Genomic DNA, 22,689 nt, shown 5'->3' with positions numbered 1-22,689 from the left:
GAAAGAGGTATTAAATTGCCATCTAGCCGGACATTTTGATGTGTCCGGCACCTACCCCGATGTCCGGCCTTTGTGTCCGGCCAAAGTGGTATTACTGCACGGCCGGACACGCCGGACACCGCCCGGACATCTTGACGTGTCCGCCTCGTATCCATCTGTTTTAATTGATCTTTCTCCACAAAGCCGCGCAACCCGGACATTCTCGAAATGTCCGGCTGCACAGTGCGCAGGGCGCCCGGACACGTCGTCCCCAGCACCTATAGGTGCTGGGGACTTGTCCGGCCCGCTGTGTCCGGTCCTGTCCGTGGCAATGGAGTTCACGCCGAAACTCCCCCATCACGCCCAGTCCTTTCTGCCGCCAGCCACACGAGCTGCGTCTCGTGGACCTCTCGACACGCGATCCGGCTTCCGGCCAGCAGCGCATCCTCGCCTCGGCGAAACGCCTTCTGGCGGGCCGATGACAGCTTTCCCGCATCGTCCCCGTCAGCAGGGCGCGACGCGTAGAACTCCCGCCGCACATCCTCCCGATCCGCAGCCACGACCTCCGGCCCCTCGGAGCCGAACGGGCGGACTTTCTGACCGCCCTGGGTCAGCACCACCATAAGCGCGTCGAAATAGGCCTTGGCGTCGCCCCGGAGGGGCCTCGCCTTGAGGATTTCCGTCTCTCCACCATCGCCACGCTGGGGAGGCTGCGCGTCGATATAGCAGGACCCAATCACGCTCCCGTCTTCATCAATACCGCTAGGAATGAACCTCAGATCGAAAGCGGAGGACCATCCCCCTCCGCCGATCCGGCTTTTGGTGACAACAAGGCGGCGGTTGCCCACATGTCCGGTAATCTGGTCTCTGTCGGCTTGGACGGAAAGGACGGCATCGGCGCCGGCTTGCCACGCGCTCGCGCCTCGCAAACCCGTCTCGACGCCCTTCCCATAGTGATGCACTGGCATGACGGCGACAGAGAGCGCCTTCGCAATGCCCTTCATGGATCGAATGATCGCAGATGCCTCTGCATTGTCGTTCTCATCCTTCATCGAAAAGGAGGCGGCCATGGTGTCGATCACCACCAGCCCCAAGCGAACGCCATGCTTATCGCGAAAGGCCTGATCCGCTCCGCGCAGGGCATCGACGGTCGCAGCCATGGATTGCTTATCGTTCAGGTCTGGAACGTCCATCCAGGCGATGGGGAGCCGCCAATCCATCCCGCGCGCCATCCGCGCAGCGAGCACTCGGGAGGCGAGCGTGTCGCCGCCTTCACCAGCGAGAATGACTACCCCGACGCGCTCTTGGACTGGGCAGCCGAAGAAGGTCGATCCGCTCGCAAGAGCTACGGCAAGGTCCACGGCAACAAACGTCTTCCCTGCCCCGCTCTGGCCACCCAGGAAGGCAATGCCGGTCAACGGCACGAGCTTCTTCACGAGCATTGGAGGCGGACTAGCAGAGGCGTCGCCATCAAACGTAAGCGTGAGCCCAGCTTTGCGGGCTTTCATGCCCACACGCTGCCGAAGCAATGCGTCCAGCAGCGTCTCGTGACGGTACTTTATCTCCGGCTTCATGGGACGCGCTCGCGCGATCATTGCTTCCATGGAAAGGGGAACGTACTCACCTCTGTCCACGGCCACAGCGTCGATCTGCTCTGACCAGAAATGAAACGCCGAGAGGTGAAAAAGGCCGGGCAAAATGTAGTTTTTCGAGTTGAACTCAGCCAACGCATTGGCAAGCATCCCGCTGTCCGCGCGAACCACATCCCCATGCGCTAGAAGCGTTGCCTCACGCCATTGAATTCCGTCGCGCCGCCTCAGTCGCCCGATCCTCTCGAACACCGTGATCGGCTCAAGGCCCAGGTGCATGAGGTACGCCAAACGACGCGCCCGCACCTCTCCATCTCTCGACTGAACGTCAATCCGGTCGATATCCTGTGGGAGGGCTTTTCCAAAAAAAGCGGTTCGTTCGGGATGTTTCTGGAAAAATTCAGCGACATACTCGCGGTTTATGCCAGTTTCCGGCTTGCCATAGGCAAACTTTTCGTCCATAAGTTCCATGCTGATACATTCCTTCGCTTATCCGAAAGCCCGCCGCGCCAACGGCGGGTTTTCTAATTTCGATGCCTAAGCTCGAAATTACATGTCGAGGAATGTGCAGGCGATCTGATCACATATAAAGCGCGGTAGTTCTCGTGATCGCGACCCGCTCACGCAGATCGGGTGACGGCTGTTGCCAAGGAGGGCGATAGCCGGGGCTATGCCGAAAGTCGCGCGCAAAGTGCTGGCAGGGCGCCAAGCACAGCGGCGCGTAGAAAGCCGAATGCCGCCCCGATGTGCACCAGAGTGCATGGAGGGCAATCAAAGCTCGGAGAGACGCCCCAACCAATGGCAGGAGCTTCGCGCCCTGTGCATGGTGTGCAGGCATTCCGCTCCGATCGACGTGGATCGCTTCCCGATCTGGGAAGACCTCCTGATGCTGCAGCGGAAGCTGCATTGCATGAAGTGCGGCAACAAGGGATCGAACGTGTTTCTGATAGGACCTAAACAGTCTGGGTGAATTCCCCATCTGGAATAAAGTGTACATCTTGGATGAGGAACTTTCTAAATCGTTCTACAAATTCTGGGCCCCATGTTCGGTGATAGATAAGGGTAAGCCGGTTTCCTTGGTTTTTTGGCCACAAGAATTCAGGTGGGAATTCACTTCCTTCAAAGCAGAAGTCTTTTATCATTCTTTCAATTTTAACGCCGTTGACTGATACTCCAGCTATAACGCCAGATATACCGCTTATGTAGCGCTGGTATCCTTCAGAAACGTTGACAGTCGCTGTCGATATCGCGGATGTTTTATCAAAAACTTGACCTTCGATTCTATCCAGTCGGTCAAGTACAGCATTTTCAAAAGTCCCGCCGGTAGATGCAATATCTATGCGACTCCTGACTGAGGTTACTGGATTTATTACCGTTGTTGATCTGCGAGTTTCATTTATATGATTTATCAATTGTTCAATTGCTAAATTATAGTCAGAAGGCAGTATCGTATTGTACGTAATTGTTCTATATGGGCCAACGTCGAATGGAATTTTAATGTTCGATGTTTTCTTCATCATATGAATTATTGGCTTTGCTACGGTGTGCCGTATTCCCATTTCATAGAAAACATTTGCATTTAATAGCGTCATGTCGGCTATTACTAATTCGTCATCGAGCAAATGCTCGATAATCTGATTAATGATTATTCCTGGGGTGTGGATGTCAGCGCTAGATTTTACATCATATTCAGGAAAATTACGAAATGCCGGGTCAATAATTCCGTGCCGCAACCATTCGTAGTGATGGCGGCTCTCGGAGCCCTCTTCTCCAATTGCGGAGATGATGAAGCAATTCTTGGTCTTCTTGTCGGTACCCGACACGGCATGCTCCGAGCTGGCTTGAATCGCCCGCAACTAAAGCACGGCCGTGCAACCTCAGGAAGAGCTGCCTAACGCGGCTGGCTGCCGCCATCTCCAACCGCGTCGCCAGCCTTAGGCCAAAGCCACTTCGGCACGTCGGCGGTCACGTCAGGCGTTCCGCGCCGAACCCATACGCGCCTTTGGAAGCAACGTAAGCCGCCGGCACTTCCAGCACCCCACGCGCGCCGCACATCAATGGAAGGATGGCTCTTAGACATTCGCCATCTGAAGTTCCCACTTCTTCCGTTGGTATGCGATCGCGCTGTCCGAAACGCCGAAGAATCGCGCAAGTTCAACGTTCTTTTTACCCTCGCCAAAGAAATGGCGGAGTCGCTTAAGGCCAGCGTCGGTGAACGCACCGTCGCGCAAATACTCCCCCTCACCCCCGAACTTGGCCTCGTGGAGCTGCCAAAGTCGGCCCAACTCCTTCTGCGCGGTTTCCAGCGCCCCGCCAAGGCGCTCAAGCGTAGCACGTTCATCGTCGCGCTGATCTGAGATTGTCTTCGCCACCATCGCCACTCTCCGTGAAAAGCAAACTGTTTCGGAAAGATAGAAATTTATTAATGAAAATGCAAGGGGCCGGTTCTCGGTCCGCTGAATGGAATGAGGGAAGGGCGCGATCCGCATGCGAAGGCAGCCCGGGCTTGCTCCGCACGGGCGGCAGGTTCCGAATGCGCCTAGTCTCCGAGTGAAGTTTAGATCAAGGTTGTGCTGTCTTATGCGTTACCCGTCATGGCGCGCCGCCCCCCCCTACACCGGGATTTTGATTGTGGCGTTTAACGACGAGCCGCGCCGCGCCTCTTCGCGTGAAGCAACTTCGATCCGGTGATCGATCGTCACTCTTGCAGCGACTGCCCGCCCCCAGCTCGGACATAGACGCCTCACAAGCTTTGGATAGATTGACCCGCAAGACGGCGAGAGCAATCAGCCAGCGCCAACCACATCACGTCGAAATACGGAGAGCGGCAGTCGCGCCCGGTGAGTGCGTAAAGCCGGTTGCGATGGTGCTTCAGCTCTTCCCGGCTCGCATCCACTGGCGCCGGAGAGCGCAGGCTGAAAACACGCAGAAGGCCCTGATGGTGGGCGGAGTTGAGCATGGGTGTCCCCGTTCGGGTTGAAGTTGGTTCAATCAGACGATGCCGGCGAGGCGCAGGGCTTCGTCGGCAGCGCGTACCTTGGCGAGGGCTGCCGGTACACCGGCCCAAGGCACGAATGCGGCGCGCACCCGCTCGGCGAGGGCGGCGTCGGTGCTGGTAAAGGCGAGCCGATCGGCAGGGCCGATCAGGCGGCCGAACTCGATTCCGTCACGCTTCAGTACGTAGGCGGCGCCATCGCGCTTGGCTGTGTAGGTGGCGGCGAGGCCAGCGGCGGCCTTCTCGGTGCGCAGTATGGCTTCCACGTTGGCGAGGCGCATCAGGTCGTTGGAGCGGTGCTTGCTGCCTGACCATGAGGCAGCCGCTCCCGCCCGGCTGTATTGCGCCGAGCGGGAGCGGGCTTCCGCCAAGGCGTTTTCCAGCTTGCCGATCACCTCGGCCCGGTGCGCACCGCGCGAGATGACGATGTAGCGCTGAAGCACCGCCCAGTCCGTCTCTGGAGCGTTGCGCGCTTCGTGCCACGCCTGCCGCAGGTGGGCAGCGAAGGCGGGCCGGCTGTAGGGCGCCGTGGACTGCCGATGGAGAGCCCAGGCGCGGCACATCAGAAGAGATTTGTTGAGCATGACAGTTGGTCCCGCTTTGATCCAAAGCGTCAATGTGATACCTATGGATCAATCCGAAACATTAGTCAACTCTTAAGGATAAATTTAATCCCTATGGATCACTCGTCGCTAACGGGAAGGCAGATCGCAGCAGCTCGTGCGCTCGTCGGCCTGACGCAAGCTGAAGTCGCCACCACGGCGAACATCTCGGTGCCGACGCTGAAGCGAATGGAGGCGAGCGAAGGGCCTGCGGTCGGCTTGGCGAACAATGTCGCTGCCGTCATGCGCGCCCTTGAAGATGCTGGCATCGAGTTTCTGAATCACGGACAGCCGGGCGTAAGGCTGCGCAAAGTGGTTTGATGACGTGGCCCCTCGCGCGCACAGCGATGAAGCCTATGTGATCGACCTATGCGACCACATCCTCGGGACGAAGGCGCATCGACAATGGCGCTTCCCGTTTCTCCTTAGTGATCTCGGCCGAAACGGAAGATGCGCCCGGCTTCCGGTGGATGCCTTCTATCCTCAGCTTCGCCTTGTCGTGGAGTACCACGAGCGCCAGCACTCTGAGCCGGTGCCCTTTTTCGACCGCCGGATTTCTGCGGTTGGAATTTCGCGCGGAGTGCAGCGCCGGGCCTATGACGAGCGGAGACGCGTCGTTCTACCCGAGCACGGGATGACGTTGGTCGTGATCTGCTGTTCCGAACTGTCGCATAACGGCAGGCGGCGGCTGATGCGGGACCGAGAGCGCGATCAAAACGCCATCCGGAAGACCTTCGAAGCCGCAGGCGTCATCCTCACCCTGGAGCGGCAATGAACTCGGAAAACCCTCTTGATGAACAGCTCCTCAAGCTTCCCGAGGTCGTCGCCATGGTCGGCTCCAGCTCGTCCACAATCTACCGGTGGATCGATGAAGGACGCTTCCCGTCCCAGCTCATTCTCGGACCTGCCACCGTTCGCTGGAAGCTCTCCGAAATCAAAGCGTGGCTCCGAGGTCTTGCACCGGTCAACGAGCACGAAGCACCTCTGTTGCCCCCTCCGACAGCTGTCCCGTCACAGCCCGAGCGCATGCTATCGACGCCATCCCCTGCCGAGAGTGCTCAAATGCCACCCACCAAGCCGCAGCGCCCTTCCCAGGCCGCGCCCGAAGTCATCACCGACGCCGATGGCCGCCGAAACGTGCTGCCCCTATCCCTGCCACCGCGAGGCCTAAGCCGGGTGATGGCTGCGGCCTACATTGGGGTGTCACCGTCCCTCTTCGATGATCTGGTGGCGAACGGGCGAATGCCCGGGCCGAAGCTAATAAACGCGCGCCACGTGTGGGATCGGCTAAGGATAGACGCGGCGTTCGAGGCGTTGCCGGAGAAGGCCGGGCCAAGAAATCCGTTCGCCGAATTCCGAGCGTGAGAAGGCACCGATCGCGGACCGCTGTTGGCGTAGGCTTCTAATTCCTGCGCTCACAAGGAGCCGCCCATGGCCGAACATAGCGATCGCCGCCAGCTACTGCCTCTCTCCCTGCCGCCGCGAGGCCTAAGCCGCGTAGAGGCCGCTACAGCCACTGCGCGCAAGCTTAGCGCCCCCATTAAAAACAAGGGGAGTGGCCCGCCTTCCTAAGAGCAGGCATAATTTGAAAAGCGCGGATCCTATTTCTCGCGTTGTATTCTTTGCCTCAGTACGTCGTTGGCGTGCTTCTCAAACGCGGCGGGGAGCTCGTCCGTCAGAACGTGGCCCAGCCAGAGCGGATCATCGCGGTCCTTCAATAAGTGCGCATCAGCTCCCTCCAGAATGGCCGTGAGCAGGCTCCATCGCTTCTCGTAACCTTCAGTTCTGAACGCATCCAGCAGCGCCCTCAGGCTAGCTTCCTTCCGATGGCACTCCAGCGCCATCAGCGCCGCAAGCCGGACCTCGCTCGCGCTGTCATGGTCAGCGAGTCCGGCGAGGGCGTCGGCAATAGCAGGGGCTGGCACCCAGCCGGCCAACTCGGCGGCTGTCTTCCTCTCGAGAACGGTGCCTCTCATGCGCTCGGCGAGCAGCGGCGCAACGACCGCGGGATCAAGCCGCCGCAAGGCACGCCCCACGGCACCGCGCAGCGAACCTCGCTTAATCAGGACCGCCGCCTTGATCAGCTTTTCAGGCGCCGCGACCGGCGCGAGACGAACGAGCAGCCGGCACAGCTCACGCTCGATCTTCGGGTGGGATTGAAGAGCCAACGCGATTGCATCGACGGCTCGCGCTATGTCGAACTTCGCGAGACCTTTGATTGCGTACAGCGGTTCTGTCACGACGAATGAGCGGGCCGCAAACGCCTTGTCCAAAATCCGGTCCCGCAGCGCGGGATCGCTGGCTTCGGCCGCGATGTCATAAGGCGCATCGCCAAAGTGATGTCCACGAAGGCAGGATGCTACAGCAGCCGCCACAGCCTGCGCCCGCGTTGCCGGATGTGCGTACAGTGCGCGGATTACCAAGGCCTCGTGGTCTGCTCGCGAAGCCGCCTCTGGGCTTTGCAGCCATTCCAGAAGCAGGTCCCTGCCGCGGTCGCCGAGGCTCGACAGTGCATTGAGACCCCATTGCGCGTTTTCCTTTGTTCGGGCAACCTGAAGGACGAGCCTTGCGAACTCCTCCGAGCGGTCTCCAAGTGCGAGGAGCGCGATGCGGGCATACCCAGCGACACTGCTCGCCGAATCCGCCTTCCGCAGCACTGCCCGTACGTTCGGCACAAGATCGACATTGCCGCTTAACCAGGCGACCGCGAGGGCAACGCGCAGCTCGATTTCGGTTGCCGCCTCATTCGCCAGCGTCGCGGCAGCCCTTTCGGTGAGCGTGTTGGGCATTGGGCCTTGATGCGCCCGCATGCTGGCAAGGTCAGTCGGGACTTCCGGCACCCCGCTTTCGAGCAGAATATCGACCAGGGTGGCATCGACGCCGAGCGCCGCCAGTCGGGACATGGCCTGGTTGAATTCGAAATAAGGCTCCGATTCCAGCTTTCCGTTGGCGTCGCGCGGAAGCGGGCGACGGGCAATTGCGGCCAACCGCTCGATGATCCCGTCGTCCCTGCGCACGAAGGCCCAGTTCAATCCACCGTGACGCACCCAGTAGTGCTCGGACTCCAGCTCCTGCCTGAGCAGCGTCGTGATCCCTTCGCCGCCGATCAGGATGAGGAGGTGGCGCGCACCTTCGCGGACATGATCACGCAAGTTGCTGTTTACCCGCAGCCGACTGCAGCCGATGGCGCTGATCATCCGTTCCAACTCACCGCCGGCCTCAGCCTCAAGAATGGCAAGAAGGTCCGGCCGCGTGATGCTCCCCAGGAAGCGCAGCGGATGATCAAGCCAGATCGGGTCTCCCGCGACGGCCGCATCGAAGCCTTCCCGCAAATCCTGCTCAAGCGCGCGCAGCACGAACCGTAACAACGCCTCATTCATTTCGTCCGGCCGCGCGTCGAAGAGCGTTTCAATAATCAGGCGGCCTTTTGGCTTCGATCCAGCGAGCGTGAGTATGCTCTGCCGCGTCAGTTCCGGCTCGGCGCGCAGCAAGCCGGGCAGCCACTGGTTTCGCGTGAGGTCGCGTTCCGCGTCACCGACCTCCATGAGCCGGTCGATCGCAGCACGCGGATCAAGGACGGATAGCGCATAGAGCGCAGCGCCGCTGGCAAAATCCTGAGGCTGTGAGAGGTGCCGCGTGACGAACTCCATCTTTTCCCGGTCGCCAAAACGGGCCATGCAGTACAGCATGCTGCGTGGCTTGCTAGCGGGGACCTTTGCCATCAGGACATCGCGTGTCTCCCTCCAGATGGCCGGCGCTTCAGCGTGCTCAAGGCCGTTCAGCAAATACCCGAGTTCTGATACGGGCTCCGTCTGTGGATCGGCCGAAAGGATTTGCTGTCGCAGCCATTGCGGATTCTGGGCTACCCCCGCGCGCAGGGCGGCGAAGCTCGCCCTGTGGTCCTCGTGCTGCTCGCCCTTCGCCTTGTCTTCCAGCGCATCGACGCGGCCCCGGTGGATCTCCCAGAGACGGTCGAGAAAGACGGCATCGGGGGAGACCGTCAGCACTGCTATCGCTACGCTCTGGCGATCCCGAGTGGTGGACCGCAGCAATTCAGCGACAAGCTGCGTCAGCTCGACATGATCCTGCCGCGCGAGACCGGCAAAGGCCCGACCAATCAGCCTGACGCGGTAATCACCGTTTCCGCCAGAAATGACCGTGTTCAGTCGCGCGAGCAGGATCGGCACTGCCCGCTGCCCCAGTGTGGGAAGGAGATCCGTGTAGAGGTACTCACCGTAACTTCCGAACTCCCGGCAATCTTCCATCCGGGCGACAATAGCGCCTAGTGGTTCGGTATTTTGCTCGACTTCCCCGAGCAGCCAGACCGCGTCCATCGGCACATAGCCGAGGCGCCGCCACACCGCCTGGCCTTCACCGCCATGGTCGTTTCCCAGGATATCGCCAAGACCTTGTACTTTCAGGTCGCCGCGCTGATGCTGAAGGACAAGGAATTTTGCCACCGCCCAGTTCAGCAGGCGGTCATGCGCGAAGGCGATCTCCCCTCGTTCGGTGGCGCGCAGCCACCCCGCGGCGTCCAGCCGTGCGCGGATGTCGTCGGTCAGACCGATCTCGCCCCATCTTTGCCGCGGCAGCGGATAGGGCTGCCCATCCACATATGAAGCGGCCAGCGCGAGTACAATGCCTTGGTCACCGGGGCGTCCCTTCAGGGCAATGCGGGCCCAGAAGGCATCGAAAATCTCGTACTCGCTTCGAGGCGCGCGCTGTACGGAGCCATATGGAAGATCGAGAAAAAGACCAGCCAGAATCGGAGCGCGCAGGAGCGTCTTCAGATCGGGCGGGAGTTCCGCCCAGCTCCGGCCATTCTGCCGCAAGAGACGATCAAGCTCATCGGTCGAGAAATTGCCGACAGGATGCAGGTGAATACGATCGCTGTCAGCTGCCTGCAGCGCGCGCGCCAGGTCGTGCGGCACGGTCATGACAAGACGCATGCCCCATTCGGTCCAGTCCTGTCGAACGAGGGAGCGGGCAACGTCGATGTCCTGAACATCGTCCGCGGCGACGGTGATCCGCCGGGCATTCGCGTGCAGAACCAATTCGCGCAGGAAGTGCGCGACGGCGACGAGAGACTTCTCGGACGTTTCGCCGAGACCAGTCTGCCAGATATCGCGGGCTGCGTCCTGCAGCACCGTTTCTGACGTGTTGGCAGACGGCACAAGGGTGGCGAGTTCCCGGGATTGCGCTAAGGTCTCCAAAAGCCGGCCCAACTGCCATGTCTTACCTGTGCCGCTTGGGCCCGCGATCAGCAGAACCGGCTTATTGCCGGGCCAGTCCGGCGGGCTTCGCACGTCGCGCCCGGCGCGATACCCCACCCGGGCGAGACGACGGCGCGTCCTCTCGCCCATGGTTTCAGCCAGTTGCGCAAGACGAAACAGCCGCTCGGGATTGAGACCGACCTCGTAGAACATGGCGACGATCTTTTCTTGATCGAGCTGCGTTTCACCTTTGCTCAATTTCTCCACAAGGACACCGACAAGCCGTTCGCGAATGCCACGCTCGTCCCCGAGGTTGGGTGCATAGCGGCGCAACAGTTTTTCTACCGCAGCGGCTTGCGCGTCGCCGCGCGAGCCAAATCCCAGCTCCAGCTGCCGCAGTAGATGAAAGACCGTCAAGCGTTCGTCGGGCGCCGCAACCTCGCCGGCCGCGCGGCTGGCCGCCACGACGTGGTCGAAGAACTCGCCATGCGTAAGGACCAGCTCCGCGCTGAACTTTCTTTTCTCCATCCGGTCCAGATCGTCCGGTGTGGCTGCCGACTTCACATCGGCGAGGAAAGTGTCGAGGGGCTCCAGGCGGCCGGGGCGTCCATCGGTGACGAACCGGTAGCGGGCCAAAGCTGGATGCGGGTGGGGCACCGCCTTTCGCAGATCACCGAGAACCGAGACGATGTCGGTGACGGACCACGTTCCGTCTTCGCGGGTCTTGTATTGCTCGACAAGATAGACCCCCCCCGCCTCAGCGCGTGCGTCGCCCCCTTGGCGGGGCTCCAGGACCAGGCGTGCGTCTGTGACCAGCGACCCATCCAGAGTGCCGGACAGCGAAACTTCCGCGATCCACCCCAGGTGATGGAGGATCTGATAGAGGAAGCCGTTGATGGCGGCCGGGCCGCCAGCTTGTGTCATAAGCTTGCTCCGCCAAGCCTGCGCAGGGGACCTTCATAGCAGCACGAGATGAGGTCATAAATGTAGTTACTAGCGGTCGCTGGTCGATCGCTGACAGGTAGGGCGTAGATTGGATCCGTCAGCTTGACTGCTTTTCGCTAGTATTACTCCCGAAGCTGCCAGTCCTCATTCGGCTCCATTCAGGACGTTCATACCCGCTCTTGGCAAGGGCCGCTTCTGGCGCTGGCGCCCCATTTCAGCCGCGCCCTAACCCGGTGGCGCTGGCGGACTGCGCCGGCGCGGCCTCGCGGGATGGAGATGCGGGCAAACGGCCGTCAGGCGCGGGTCGGCGCCTCTTGCGCCACGTCGACCTCATGACGCTCGCCACCCACATTGATCGTGATCCGATAGGCCTTCTGATCTCCCGTCGACGTCTGCGGCGGGTCGAAAACCACCTGCCCGCCGTACCACTCGCCGGGCATCATCGTGTTGTCCTTGATCACATCCCGCTCCAGAGCGGCCATGTTCTGTTGTCCGCGCTCCACCGCAGAATTGATCATCTGGGCATTCTGGTAGGAGGCATTCGCTTGGGCGATGACGTTCGCCGTGGGGCTATAGCCAGAGGTCACGACCGTCGCCGATCCATAGGGCGAGTAGACCCGTGACGTGCTGTTGTAATAGCCGGCGTTGGCCGCAGCCGCGGCGTTGGCACCCGCGGCGACACCAACGAGCACGGCGGTTATCACCTGACGTGTCTGCTCCTCGCGCACCGGCTCTTCGTAGCTGTAGACCTTGAGCGGCTTCACCGGCTGACCATCGATCAGCTGCTCAACCGTGATGTCTTCTGCCCTCAAAGTGATCGCTGCGCCGGTAGCGTTGAACACGCCCACCACGTAGACGGGCCGGGCCCCTGGCCGGAGGCCGCGGGAAGCCGGTCGAACGAGGGCTACCGTCTTCGTCTTCTTGGACACCAAGGCCGGCTGCCCATCGCGCACGATGGCTTCCTGTTGGGCCTTCGGCTGGAACCGGGCCACTTCGGTCGTGACACAGCCAGCCATGAAAAGCGCAGCCGTCGACGCTGCGCCTACGCGAATTGCCCGCCTCAGCATGATGTTCCCACCCCCAACCTTTGGGGGCATCGTCAGGGATATGCAGCCGGCTGTCGAGACGAGTTAACGCAAAGTTAACAACCTGAGGCAGCAGCGTGGCTGTGGCGCCACACCCCCGGTGCGAGGTTGGGGCTCCAAGTCTATTGCCCCACAGCATCCTTGACGCACTTGCTGGTGAAGCTGGTCTGGGCGGCGCCATGGAGCTTCTTGTCGGCCGCCTGGGTGTTGCAGGCCGCCGTCGCGTCCTTCTGGCACTTGGTGAGGAAGCTGGTGCGGGCGGCGCCGGCGAGCTTCTTCGCGTCGGCATTCGCGACGCAGGTGTCAGCCGAGGCGGCGGCAGCCGAAAGCGACAGCAGGGCGAACGCGATTGCGAGCGTCTTCATGATTCCCTCCCACAGGTGGTGACGAAGGCTATCACCGGCCGAGACGACGTACGACGGTGCCTAAACGTCAGACGCCGAACCACCAGCGCCACAGCCGGACGATCGGGTCGAGCAGATAGAGGATCCACGCCCCAACCACGCAAAGCACCAGGATCACGTTTCCGGCCCATCGCTTCCAGCGCCGCGCGTCGGGCGATGTCCACGGCTGGTCCTTCACCGTGCGCCCTTCCGCCAGTCCCACGGGGCCACGAATTCCTAGTCCACATGCCCGCGCAGCCGCGCAATGCCCTTGTCCCTGCTGTGAGCGATCCTCGATCGTGCTATCCCTCCGGCACACAACAATCACCGATCGGCCACGCTCCGATTCGGAGAACGATGCTGCCATGAACTATCGCACTGCGGACGACATTCTGGAGGAAGCGCGGAAACGGGGGATGCGCCGCGCCTTCATCGTGACCGCGCTGCTCCTCGAAATGAAGGCCGTGCGCGCGCATCTCACCGACATGGGATCGGTGCTCGGCAACCACGGCACGATCTACGAGTGCGGTTCGTTCAGCGACCGTGGTCAGGAATGGCTAATCGTTGTCGCCGAGACCGGGGCCGGTACGCACCCCGCACATGATGTTGCCAGCGATGCCCACGTCGTGTTCGGAAAATTTGAGCTGCAAATCCTGGTGGGTATCGGCGGCTCTCGAAAAGCGGATGCGCCGCTTGGAACTGTTGTCGCTTCGGACAAGATTTATTGGCCCTACGGCGGTAAGGCCACTTCTGCCGGCGTCACCTATCGGCCGAACATGTTTCCGCTCGACGCCCGGCTCGTTGGCATAGCCCGCAAGGTCCGCTCCGACGAGGCATGGCCGAGCCGGATCATTCCCCCCCGCAACGGCTCGCTGCCCTCGTTCGATGCATATCCGGTCGACTATCCCCCGACCGGACTTGTTGCTCCGATCGCATCAATAGAGGCCGTGCTGGATAGCCCCAAGAGCGAACTCGAGGCGTTGCTTGCCAAAGCCTATAGCGACACGCACGTCGTCGAGATGGAAGGCTATGGTGCGGTCTACGCGGCGTCGGCCGAGCAGACGCCGAGCATCGTGATCCGCGGCGTCTCCGACATGCGCCAGAAGAAATCGGCCGGAAAAGACAAGCTCCTGCAGCCGATCGCTGCTTGCCACGCGGCCGCGTTCGCGTTCGAGATGCTCAGTCATTTCGGGCTGCTTTACCAGGCACCCGAGCGACGCGAGGACAAGCCGGTAGCAGATCCGCTACTTGCCCCGCTCGCGGAGCCTGGGATCGCCGGGCCAGCGCGCGAGCCTCCGTCGTGGCCCGAGCCCGCTCCCAGCGAAGCCACGCAGAACCGCATCTCCATCGTCCTCAATCTGGCGGTCGATTTCGGCCCCGAAGACGACGCGCGCATCGCGCGCCTTCAAGAATCGTTGCGCGCGATCGCCGCCAATGAGCGGATCGAAATCGTCCGGGCCGAGGCGGGTTCGCTCCGTATGTTCGTGGCGGACCCCGACGCGGCGCTGGCACGAATGGGTGTCGAGACACTTCGTAAGCGCCTAGCTGAGCGCGAGGGTGCCGACCTCATCGGCATGCTGGCGTATGGAGACTATGAGAAGCTTGCCGACATCCGGTCCGCTTTCGCGACGGCGTCGACCGAACTGTTGTCATGGCCCGCCGCCTTGCCTGGGGGCGAGACGATCATACGCCCGGAGATGGCTCAGGTGTGCGCGCGCATCGACGAAACCGACGCTTCCACTACGGCGCTGCTCGGAGAACCCGGCGCCGGCAAGTCGGCATTGCTCGCGACCCTCGGCAACCTCTATACAGAGCGTGGCTGGCCGGTGCTCGCGATCAAGGCCGATCTTCTCGACGCTGATATCGCAAATGAGGACGACCTGCAGGCTCGGCTCGGCTTCCACGCCCTGCCGAGCGAGCTAATCGTCAGGCTCGCCGCCTACGGTCCGGTGCTTCTGCTCGTCGACCAACTCGACGCGCTCGCCCAGCATCTCGACGTGCGGACCGGGCGGCTCAGCATCCTCCTCAACTTGATCCGCAAGCTCGGTGGGCGCGACAACATTCATATCATACTCTCGTCGCGGACCTTCGAGTTTCAGCATGATGTGCGGCTCAAGTCCGTCGCCGCCGAGAGCATCACCCTCCAGCTTCCGGCTTGGAGCAATGTCGTTGCATTGCTCCAAGCCCACGGCGTCGATGCGGGCGGCTGGCCGAGCGATGCTCAGGACGTGCTGCGCCGCCCGCAGGCGCTCGCCATCTACCTCCAGCTTTCGGGGCGGTTCCAGTCGGAGCCGTTCACCAGCTATCAGGCGATGCTCGAACAGCTCTGGTCCGAACGCGTCCTTGTCGGCGAGGCTGCCGCAACTCAGGAGCAACTCGCCGCGGATCTCGCCGACCAAATGGCAGATCGCGAAAGCCTGTGGCTGCCCACCGCCCGCTTTGCCGATCGCCTACCGCAGTTGCGCGCGCTCGAAGGCGCCGGCGTGCTCGCGGTTGTCGATGGCTCGGTGGGTTTCTCGCACCAGACCCTGTTCGAGTTCGCGCTGGCTCGCAGCTTCGCGCGGGAACCCGGACGATTGTCGAGTTTCGTGCTGGGCCGGCAAAGCTCGCTATTCATCCGCCCCAAGCTTTGGGCTGGACTTAACTACCTTCGGGCCGTCGATATCAGCGTGTATCACGACGAAATCCAGACGATCTGGCGCACCGCCAACCTTCGGCCGCACCTTCGCGTCCTGCTAGTCGATTTCCTCGGTGCTCAGCAACAGCCGACCGATCGCGAAGCCATATTGATGGCCAGCATCCTCAACGACGAGGAACTTAGTTTGCGCGGCTTTCACGCGCTCAGCGGCAGCCTCGGCTGGTTCGAGCGCTTCAAGAAGAGCTACATAGCCGAAGCGATGGTTGGGTCCGACGAGGCCGCCAATTACCAGATCGACATCTTGTCGCGGGCGATGGCGTTCGATCCCGACGGTGTGCTCGCGCTCGCCCGAGAGCGCTGGTTGCCCGACCCGCGTCACGACACCCGACTGTGGTGGCTCTTCCAGGCGGTCACGCACTGGACCGATGACATGCTCGCCGTCGCTACCAAGGTGATTGGCCGTGCGGACATCGCGCCGATTATGATTAACAATCTCGCCGCCACGGTAGGTGTCGCGCAGCCGGACGTCGCGCTCAAGATCGTGCTCGCACGGCTGCGCCGCGAACTCGCAGGCGCAGTGGTGATCGCCGCCGCCCGCGCTGCGAAGCCACGCCCCGCCTTCGCCAGTCTCGATGAGGAGCTGGCCTGGCGGATGCGCGAGGATCCACGAGAACCGGTCAAGCAATTGATCGAGCGTCGCGAAGAATGGGACAGTCTGGCCGCGCTCGCCGATCAGGCGCCTGAGATGTTTCTCGACGTTCTCTGGCCGTGGTATCGCGATGTGTTCGACGCGCTGGCGCGGTTTGCCGAGCCACACGATATGCGCGTTGGTTACGCGCTGCCCTACGACGCAGATTTTCGCTTCGATGATGAAATCCATATCGACCTTCCCGAGCACGCCTTGCTCGGGGCGCTTGGGATCGCCGTCGAGCAGCTTGCCGAAAGCGATCCAAATGTCTTCATGAAATGGAAGGCGGACAATGAAGCGGTGCCGCTTGCGCCGGTGCAGCGACTCATTGCGCACGGGATCGCGCATCAGCCCGAGCAGTTCGCCGGCCTCGGGCTGGAGTTCATTCTCGGTGACGAGCGCCGCTACTATCTCGGCTCGATCCGCGATCTCCACAGCACCACCAAGGCGCTGATCACCGCCGCTTCCGCGCACTGGAGTGAGGCGCAGACCGCTCGGTTCGAAACGGCGGTGCGCTCCTATTTCCCGCCCCCGCCACCCGAGATGGACAATCCCAAGAGCCGAATGTCGTGGCGCCATTCGATCAGGCGCACTCAGCTCGACCTTCTTCGCGCGCTTCCGTCCCACCGCCTGTCGGCGATGGCGCGGCGGCAGGTCGCAGAGGACGAGCGGCGCTACGGCAGCCGCCGTTCGGGTGTGACCTTCACCGAACCGCAATGGATCGACTCGGTCATGGACGCCGACGCGATGGCGAAGGCGAGCGATGCCAATATCATCCACGCCTTCGAAGAACTGCCCGACGCGAGTGGCTGGGATCATCCTCGCAGATGGATGGCCGGCGGCAACATCCAGCTCGCGCGGTCCTTCTCTACCTTCGCCAAAGCCAATCCCGACCGAAGCGTCCGCATCCTCGCCGCGCTGGACAAGGATAATGGCACGCGCGCCGCTGCCTATGCGCTCGACTCGCTTTCGGAGGACGCCAAACCGGGGCTGGTGATCGACATCCTGCGCGATGTCGTCGATCGCGGTTTCGACAGCTCCGAATTCCGCCATTCCGCAGCGCGGGCGCTCGAACTTCTCGACCGGCGCGGCGCGGCGATCGACGATACGCTTTTCGCGCTGCTTGAATCCTGGCTGGCGTCGAGCTCGCCCAACGCGGAGGCGGACAGCAGCGATGCCGATGACGGAACCGAGGCGAAAGTGTTCGGCACCGACGAGATCGCACCGAGCAACGCGGGTGCCAGTAGCGTAGGATCCGAGCCCGACGATGGGGAAAGCCTGCTGTGGGGATATGGCGGTTTCGACATCGTGCCGGGCGGCAATTATCCGGTTGTGGAGGCCTTGGTGCAGATGCGTCTGCGCCGAGACGGGCCCGATGCGGCGCTGGCAGTGCTTGTCGATTATCTCGAGCGCAACCAAAGCCTGAAGGAATGGAGTTGGCTCGCCCGATTCCTACCCTATCTGCATCGTGCCGACGGGGGCCGCTTTGAAGCCTTTCTCGAAGCGCTGGTTGCGAAGGTGCCGGGCCTTATCGGCAGCAGGTCTATGGCGCAGTTTCTCGCGCATGTTCAGGCGCAGCATCCAGACTTGGTCGAGCGCCATATCGCCGACTGGCGTGAAGCACGCTCCCGACAGGCCCGGCAAGCCTATGGCGAAATAGTCGCGCTCGCCGCGCTCCTCAACCCCGAAGTCAGCTGGGCCCCCCCCCGGCTTGATACGATCCTCGACGACGCTGGTGCTGTGGACGCACGTGTCGGCGCTGCGCTTTCGGCGGCGCAGCTATTTGCCTCTGGCGAGCGACGCGCCGCGGCCTCCGCGTTACTCGTTCGGCTGCTTGATGCTGGCGAGGATCGAGTCTGGCGTGCGACCTTCGACATTTTCCGGATCGTCGACGAACTCATGCCGGACCAAGGTACCATCACGCTTCTTCAGGCGGTGGCCGATCGGCTAGAGCAGGCGCCGCAGCTTGACGCGACCTTTGTTGTCGAACGACTCTCGAGCTTGCTTCCGCATCACGCCGTGCTAGTTGGAACGCTGGCTCAGCGCTTAGCCGACAAATGGCGAGCCGAGCTGGCCGATGTCCGGACGGCTACAGCGTTGGCGACGTCGGAACTCCTCGACTTGGCCATCACACTTCATCGGTTGGGGCCTGACACCCGTGAGATCGGCACAACGCTGGTCGAGCAGCTGATCACGATGAACGCGTTTCAGGCGCGGCAGATGCTGGACGAGATCGACAGTCGGTTTCGCTCGTCCACGCAGGCGCCACGGCGACCACGGCTGCCGCGAAGGACCGAACGTGGGTATCGGCAGACATCGAGGCGACGCGGATCGATGGTCACCTAATCCGACTAGGACGGTCCCGTAACGGGATCCAGACGTCCGCCCCGGCTGCGTCGGGTCTCATTGATCTACAGCGCTTGGCTCATTCCTTACCCGCTCCGGCGAGGCGCAGCGCGCGTCTCGCGTGCATAGCCTGTCTGCCTACGGCCCATACAAGCCATTCGTGATAACCGCTGCGAACTTCTCCTCCTGGAGCATGCCGGCCGATGGCTATCGGCGAGAAGGCTAAACAGCCTCGATCCAGATATTTCTACAGAGTTTTAAAGGCGCCGACCCTGGCTGGTCACTTGGGGAGGGTTCGGACGAGCTGAACCGGTCACACCACGTTACGGGCCAAGGCCGGCGCCAAACCCCTCCGGGATACCTGGGGACTACACCGACATCGAGTGCCGACGCATCGATCCAGCCTACGGAAGGGCTGGAGAAACGATAAAGCCTAGCCGAGATTGGAGCAAGGCGCTCCTCGGCCGTCAGACAGGCTCGGTGAGACAGTGATTACGACGAGAACGTTGCGCCAACCATCTGCTCGCCGATAAAGGACTCGTCGGACCTCCGCTATCAAGGGGGAGTGAGCGCCCGTGCTGATCTTCAATCGGCTTGCGGTCATCGCCCGTGGACCAGGGAGGTCCGGCATCGCGGCCTATGACGCACCCTGACGGATACCTCGACCACCGCGCCCCACGGCCCCGCCCTTGCGGTCATACGCCGGCATGACCTTGGCCAGCTTCTCCACCTTGGCATCCAGTTCCTTGACCGCCCCCATGGTCACGCCGATTGCGTCGATCACCGGGATGGAATGCCCATCGCCCTTGCCGGTGGCAGCCTTGAAGTCCTGGGCATAGGTGCCAATGTGGCGCCCGCCATCGCCCATGCCGGGCTTGTAGTCCCACTCCTGCACAGGCATCGAGCGCACCGCCTTGAGCGAACCAGTCGCGGGCTCTTTATTCTCCTTGGCGTCCTCGTCGGAGAAGATAAGGCCGGCGCCCGTGCCGATCGCGCCCATCAGATCGCTGTTGGACTGCGACGCGGCATTGTTCTGGGCGTTCCAGGCGGAGAGCTGGCCATTGTACAGGTTCGTCAGCACCCCGGCCTGCTTGCTGTAGCCATCGATGGCCGTCTGGGTACCGGACTGCATGATACCGGCCGTGTTGATGTTGGCGGTATTGGCCGCCGCGACGTTTCCGGTGGCCGAATTGCCGATCTGAGCGCCTGTGGCGAGCGCGCCGGTCGCCTGACTGGCCAGCCCATTCCCCATGCCGATGGCGCTCGCCCGGAGTCCCATGCCCTGAAGACGAAGATCGCTGCGGGCCTTGTTCTCCGCGCCCGCAGCACCAAGTGCCGTCGCATTGTCGGCCGCCCGATCGGCGCCTGCCCATCGGCCCGAGTTCGGGTTGACGCCCATCGACGCCTGCTGGCGCTGGCGTGCAGCGTCCTGGCTCGACGCAGCCTTGACGACATCGCCCCGCGCTTCAGCGGCGGCGGCGGCCTGCCGCTCCGGGCTATCCCACGCCTGCGCGTCTGCGATGTACTGGTCCTGAAGCGGCTGGAAGACCTTCTCCAGCCGATCGCGATCGGCTGCCGCCCATCCGTTCAGCGTGTCCTGCGCTCCGAGCTGGGAACCGACGACCTTCCCCGTCACACTATCGAGGCTCGCCTGCCGATCCTTGGCATCCGCATAGAACTGCTTCGCGAAGTCGAGGTAGCTCGAACCGAGGGAAGCGATCTTGTTCGCCGCCTGCCCGATCTTCGGGCTGGGGAGCGGCATGTCTCCACCATCATCCATGGTGTCTCTCCCTTCAGCGTCAGTTGGAGTAAGCCGGGAGGCCACGGCTTTCGCGGTAGCGGCGTTCGGCCTCCTGCTGCTTCTCGCGAACGCCACGGATGGCCTCATCGCGCTCGCGGTTCTTTCTCTCCTGAGCTTCCCGCCTGAGGCGATCGCGGCGCTCCATCATGTCGGTGTGCAGCTTGATGCGGGCGCTGTTGGCCTTGCGCACCTCCTCCGCGTTCCTGCGTTCCTGCTCCAGCATCTCATTGCCGGAGCGGATGGCTTCATCAGCAAAGCGCTCCATGGCCTCGTCAGCCGGCAGGTCCCGCCCCCGGAGATCCTCCACGGCGCGGATACCGCGGGCACCGGCCTGGGCGACGCTGCCAAGCGCCCTGCGGCCATAGCCGATGTACATGTTGCCGAGGCTGACGGCCGGCTCCCGCGCGGGAGGAGCACTCGCTGGTCTTGCCCCAACCGGAAGCCTCGCTTCATCATCGGCCGATGCGGGCGGCGGCTTCGGCACCGAGGTGGATGAAGCAGGTTGTTCCTTGGGCTGGGACCCCGATGGGGCGGCCTGATCTTCAGGGGTCGGCCGCCAGATCGGGATGTTGCGTGCTGCGCTTCCCACCGTCGGCGGAACGGGACTGCTGCCACCACCGCCACCATACCCTGCAGCCGCGACCCCACGATCCTGCGCCCGCAGCACCTCAACCGCCTTCGCGACCTTCTCGTCGTCCGTGAGCCGGGCATAGGTGAAGTCGTTAGCCAAAAGCGACTTCATGGTGCTGTCCAGCCGCTTGCGAAACTCGACCATGCCCTGCGGCCCCTCCAGGGCGGCCTGCTTCAGGGCAGCTTCCAGCATCATCTTGCCGGTCTCGCGCGCCTCGGTGCGCTTGTCCTTCGCGATCTCGCCGCGCGCCTTGTCGGCCGCCTCCACCTGCTGCATCCCGAACTTGAACACCTGCTCCGGCGCCATCAGCTCGATGCCCATCCGGTAGATGTCCTCGCGGCCGTCGATTGAGCGGGTCCACTTCTTCCCCGTGGCCTTGTCCTCGAATTCGAGGTCCATGCCCACCGTGTTCCCGTCCTTGTCCTTGCGGAGCTTCGCGGTCGTGGTGCGCCCGTCCTCGAAATAGCCCTGCTGATTGTAGGCGGCGGTGATGTGCTTTGCGAAACCGTCAGGATCGTCGCGGGAGGCAGCCTGAAGCGCCTTCGCCCAGCTCTCCATGCCTTTCTGCACGCCCTCGGTCTTCAGCCAGTTGTTGTAGGCTTGGGCCTTCTCGGGCTGCCCGGCGCGCATGTAGGCTTCGGTTACGAGCGGGGCGCTCTTGGCCGTGTAATAGTCCATGAAGGGCTTCACGTCCTTCTCCGCAGCCGCGCGGGCCTGCCCCTTATCCGTAAAGGTGGCGTCGCCGACCTTGAATGCGGGCAGGCCCTTGCCGTCCGGCGTCGGCCCCTGCGCCTCGATCGGCTGGATCGCAGCTTCCGCGTCCGCGTTGCGTGCGGCGTTCGCCTGATCCGCCGCCTGCGAGTAGGCGCCCTTGACGGCATCGTCCCGCTGCCAGTCCTGCCGCTGACGGTCGCGCTGCTCGTTGGTGAACGCCTGGTTCTGACCCTCGGCCGCGATGCGCCGCTGTCGATCCTCCTTGGCGAGAGCGCGATCCTCTCGGACGAAGGAGCGATCCTCATCCTGAAGCTGGATGCGTCGCGCTCGGTCTTCCTTAGCGAGGGAACGGTCCTCGTCTTCAAGGGCGTGCCGGCGATCGCGCTCTTCGACGCCAGCCCGAAATTCCATGCCGCCCTGAAGGCCGCGCATGAACGAACCAATGCCGAGGCTTGCCATTGTCAGGCTCCTATTCCGCCGAGTGCGGCTTCGATTTGAGAGATGCGGGCCATGACGGCCGGGTAGAAAATGTCGGAGAGGTCAGCGCCGGCATCGAGCGCCCTTCGAAGCCGGCCCGCATTGGCTTCTATCCGGCAAAGGCGGCGGTCCTGCTCGACGTCCGCAACCGCCATGAGAACGGCAGGCGGAACGCCAAAGAGGTGCGCAATGGCGTCAACGTCCGATGCGGACGCCTTTCGCTGCTGAACCGGACCGGGAGCATGAACGAGGAGGATGGCCGCGCCGGCAGGGTCCGCGAAGTGCTCAAACGCGCGAGCGCTGCGGGCGAAGGTCAACCAATCAATGGCGGCAGGGCGGGAGGCATGTTCGAAGGAAGCGACGGGAGAGGCGGGGTCACGCGACATGAGCGCCACTCATATCGCTGGTAGAGCGACGGCGATGAGCACCGAGCCACTCGTCCAAATCGATCACGTCGTAAACAACGCGCCGCCCGAGCTTGATGTACTTCGGGCCACCGCCCGTTACACGCCATTTATTCATACTCGACTTAGACACACCCGCATAGGCTGCGGCCGCATCCGTATCGAGACGGGTCTTACCGGGGGAAAGCATATCCACCTC

At 62.5% G+C, this 22,689-nt stretch carries 16 protein-coding genes; 4 read left to right on the top strand and 12 right to left on the bottom strand.

Features of this window, described 5'->3' with window-relative positions:
• Positions 1–317: 317 nt before the first annotated feature.
• The 4 genes from ACE3QW_RS22565 to ACE3QW_RS22550 form a co-directional block, all read right to left on the bottom strand.
• Positions 318–2,039: an AAA family ATPase gene (locus ACE3QW_RS22565; protein WP_374254149.1), complete on the bottom strand. Its 1,722-nt coding sequence runs from the start codon at positions 2,037–2,039 to the stop codon at positions 318–320.
• A 482-nt stretch (positions 2,040–2,521) separates the two neighbouring features.
• Positions 2,522–3,391: a hypothetical protein gene (locus ACE3QW_RS22560; protein WP_374254147.1), complete on the bottom strand. Its 870-nt coding sequence runs from the start codon at positions 3,389–3,391 to the stop codon at positions 2,522–2,524.
• A 249-nt stretch (positions 3,392–3,640) separates the two neighbouring features.
• A complete protein-coding gene (locus tag ACE3QW_RS22555) occupies positions 3,641–3,943 on the bottom strand; it encodes a hypothetical protein (protein ID WP_374254146.1) in 303 nt (100 codons plus the stop codon).
• Between the two features lie 616 nt (positions 3,944–4,559).
• Positions 4,560–5,147 carry a hypothetical protein gene (locus ACE3QW_RS22550; RefSeq protein WP_374254144.1) on the bottom strand — a complete coding sequence of 196 codons (588 nt, stop codon included), beginning with the start codon at positions 5,145–5,147 and terminating at the stop codon, positions 4,560–4,562.
• Positions 5,148–5,240: 93 nt separating this feature from the next.
• Between ACE3QW_RS22550 and ACE3QW_RS22545 the strand changes: the two genes are divergently transcribed.
• From ACE3QW_RS22545 to ACE3QW_RS22535, 3 genes are read left to right on the top strand one after another with little or no spacing between them, the layout of a single operon-like run.
• Positions 5,241–5,486, top strand: coding sequence for a helix-turn-helix domain-containing protein (locus tag ACE3QW_RS22545; RefSeq protein ID WP_374254142.1), 246 nt, complete (start codon positions 5,241–5,243; stop codon positions 5,484–5,486).
• 4 nt (positions 5,487–5,490) lie between these two features.
• A complete protein-coding gene (locus ACE3QW_RS22540) occupies positions 5,491–5,940 on the top strand; it encodes a hypothetical protein (RefSeq protein ID WP_374254140.1) in 450 nt (149 codons plus the stop codon).
• The gene (locus ACE3QW_RS22535; RefSeq protein WP_374254138.1) at positions 5,937–6,530 is read left to right on the top strand and encodes a helix-turn-helix transcriptional regulator; all 594 of its coding nucleotides are present in this window, start codon (positions 5,937–5,939) and stop codon (positions 6,528–6,530) included. The genes ACE3QW_RS22540 and ACE3QW_RS22535 overlap by 4 nt, the downstream gene beginning before the upstream one ends.
• A gap of 236 nt (positions 6,531–6,766) precedes the next feature.
• On the opposite strand, the gene ACE3QW_RS22530 is transcribed toward ACE3QW_RS22535, so the two are convergent.
• The 4 genes from ACE3QW_RS22530 to ACE3QW_RS22515 form a co-directional block, all read right to left on the bottom strand.
• Positions 6,767–11,302 carry a hypothetical protein gene (locus ACE3QW_RS22530; protein WP_374254136.1) on the bottom strand — a complete coding sequence of 1,512 codons (4,536 nt, stop codon included), beginning with the start codon at positions 11,300–11,302 and terminating at the stop codon, positions 6,767–6,769.
• Between the two features lie 314 nt (positions 11,303–11,616).
• Complete coding sequence (locus ACE3QW_RS22525; protein WP_374254134.1) at positions 11,617–12,339, bottom strand: hypothetical protein; 723 nt, start codon at positions 12,337–12,339, stop codon at positions 11,617–11,619.
• 191 nt (positions 12,340–12,530) lie between these two features.
• Positions 12,531–12,773, bottom strand: a complete 243-nt coding sequence (locus ACE3QW_RS22520; RefSeq protein ID WP_374254133.1) for a hypothetical protein — start codon at positions 12,771–12,773, stop codon at positions 12,531–12,533.
• Between the two features lie 67 nt (positions 12,774–12,840).
• Positions 12,841–13,014: a hypothetical protein gene (locus tag ACE3QW_RS22515; RefSeq protein ID WP_374254131.1), complete on the bottom strand. Its 174-nt coding sequence runs from the start codon at positions 13,012–13,014 to the stop codon at positions 12,841–12,843.
• 142 nt (positions 13,015–13,156) lie between these two features.
• Between ACE3QW_RS22515 and ACE3QW_RS22510 the strand changes: the two genes are divergently transcribed.
• On the top strand, positions 13,157–18,463 hold the full coding sequence (locus ACE3QW_RS22510) for a hypothetical protein (protein ID WP_374254129.1): 5,307 nt from the start codon (positions 13,157–13,159) through the stop codon (positions 18,461–18,463).
• Between the two features lie 637 nt (positions 18,464–19,100).
• On the opposite strand, the gene ACE3QW_RS22505 is transcribed toward ACE3QW_RS22510, so the two are convergent.
• Genes ACE3QW_RS22505 through ACE3QW_RS22490 form a run of 4 tightly spaced genes read right to left on the bottom strand, consistent with a single transcriptional unit; the run spans position 19,101 to position 22,680 of the window.
• Positions 19,101–20,243: a tail fiber domain-containing protein gene (locus ACE3QW_RS22505; RefSeq protein ID WP_374254128.1), complete on the bottom strand. Its 1,143-nt coding sequence runs from the start codon at positions 20,241–20,243 to the stop codon at positions 19,101–19,103.
• 19 nt (positions 20,244–20,262) lie between these two features.
• Positions 20,263–22,068 carry a hypothetical protein gene (locus ACE3QW_RS22500; RefSeq protein WP_374254126.1) on the bottom strand — a complete coding sequence of 602 codons (1,806 nt, stop codon included), beginning with the start codon at positions 22,066–22,068 and terminating at the stop codon, positions 20,263–20,265.
• 2 nt (positions 22,069–22,070) lie between these two features.
• Positions 22,071–22,472 carry a hypothetical protein gene (locus tag ACE3QW_RS22495; protein WP_374254125.1) on the bottom strand — a complete coding sequence of 134 codons (402 nt, stop codon included), beginning with the start codon at positions 22,470–22,472 and terminating at the stop codon, positions 22,071–22,073.
• Positions 22,462–22,680 (bottom strand): helix-turn-helix transcriptional regulator, encoded by a 219-nt coding sequence (locus tag ACE3QW_RS22490; protein WP_374254176.1) that lies wholly within the window; start codon positions 22,678–22,680, stop codon positions 22,462–22,464. Before ACE3QW_RS22490 ends, ACE3QW_RS22495 begins: the two co-directional genes overlap by 11 nt.
• Positions 22,681–22,689 lie beyond the last annotated feature (9 nt).

The organism is Xanthobacter sp. (assembly GCF_041911315.1).
GTDB lineage: Bacteria > Pseudomonadota > Alphaproteobacteria > Rhizobiales > Xanthobacteraceae > Xanthobacter > Xanthobacter aminoxidans.
This window is presented reverse-complemented; position numbering and strand designations above follow the sequence as displayed.

Excerpts from the sequence above, each read along its gene's own strand:
- ACE3QW_RS22545 (WP_374254142.1), top strand. The coding sequence starts at position 5,241 with ATGGATCACTCGTCGCTAACGGGAAGGCAGATCGCAGCAGCTCGTGCG.
- ACE3QW_RS22500 (WP_374254126.1), bottom strand. The coding sequence starts at position 22,068 with ATGGCAAGCCTCGGCATTGGTTCGTTCATGCGCGGCCTTCAGGGCGGC.
- ACE3QW_RS22520 (WP_374254133.1), bottom strand. The coding sequence starts at position 12,773 with ATGAAGACGCTCGCAATCGCGTTCGCCCTGCTGTCGCTTTCGGCTGCC.
- ACE3QW_RS22490 (WP_374254176.1), bottom strand. The coding sequence starts at position 22,680 with ATGCTTTCCCCCGGTAAGACCCGTCTCGATACGGATGCGGCCGCAGCC.
- ACE3QW_RS22550 (WP_374254144.1), bottom strand. The coding sequence starts at position 5,147 with ATGCTCAACAAATCTCTTCTGATGTGCCGCGCCTGGGCTCTCCATCGG.
- ACE3QW_RS22555 (WP_374254146.1), bottom strand. The coding sequence starts at position 3,943 with ATGGTGGCGAAGACAATCTCAGATCAGCGCGACGATGAACGTGCTACG.
- ACE3QW_RS22505 (WP_374254128.1), bottom strand. The coding sequence starts at position 20,243 with ATGGATGATGGTGGAGACATGCCGCTCCCCAGCCCGAAGATCGGGCAG.
- ACE3QW_RS22525 (WP_374254134.1), bottom strand. The coding sequence starts at position 12,339 with ATGGCTGGCTGTGTCACGACCGAAGTGGCCCGGTTCCAGCCGAAGGCC.
- ACE3QW_RS22535 (WP_374254138.1), top strand. The coding sequence starts at position 5,937 with ATGAACTCGGAAAACCCTCTTGATGAACAGCTCCTCAAGCTTCCCGAG.
- ACE3QW_RS22495 (WP_374254125.1), bottom strand. The coding sequence starts at position 22,472 with ATGTCGCGTGACCCCGCCTCTCCCGTCGCTTCCTTCGAACATGCCTCC.
- ACE3QW_RS22530 (WP_374254136.1), bottom strand. The coding sequence starts at position 11,302 with ATGACACAAGCTGGCGGCCCGGCCGCCATCAACGGCTTCCTCTATCAG.
- ACE3QW_RS22510 (WP_374254129.1), top strand. The coding sequence starts at position 13,157 with ATGAACTATCGCACTGCGGACGACATTCTGGAGGAAGCGCGGAAACGG.
- ACE3QW_RS22565 (WP_374254149.1), bottom strand. The coding sequence starts at position 2,039 with ATGGAACTTATGGACGAAAAGTTTGCCTATGGCAAGCCGGAAACTGGC.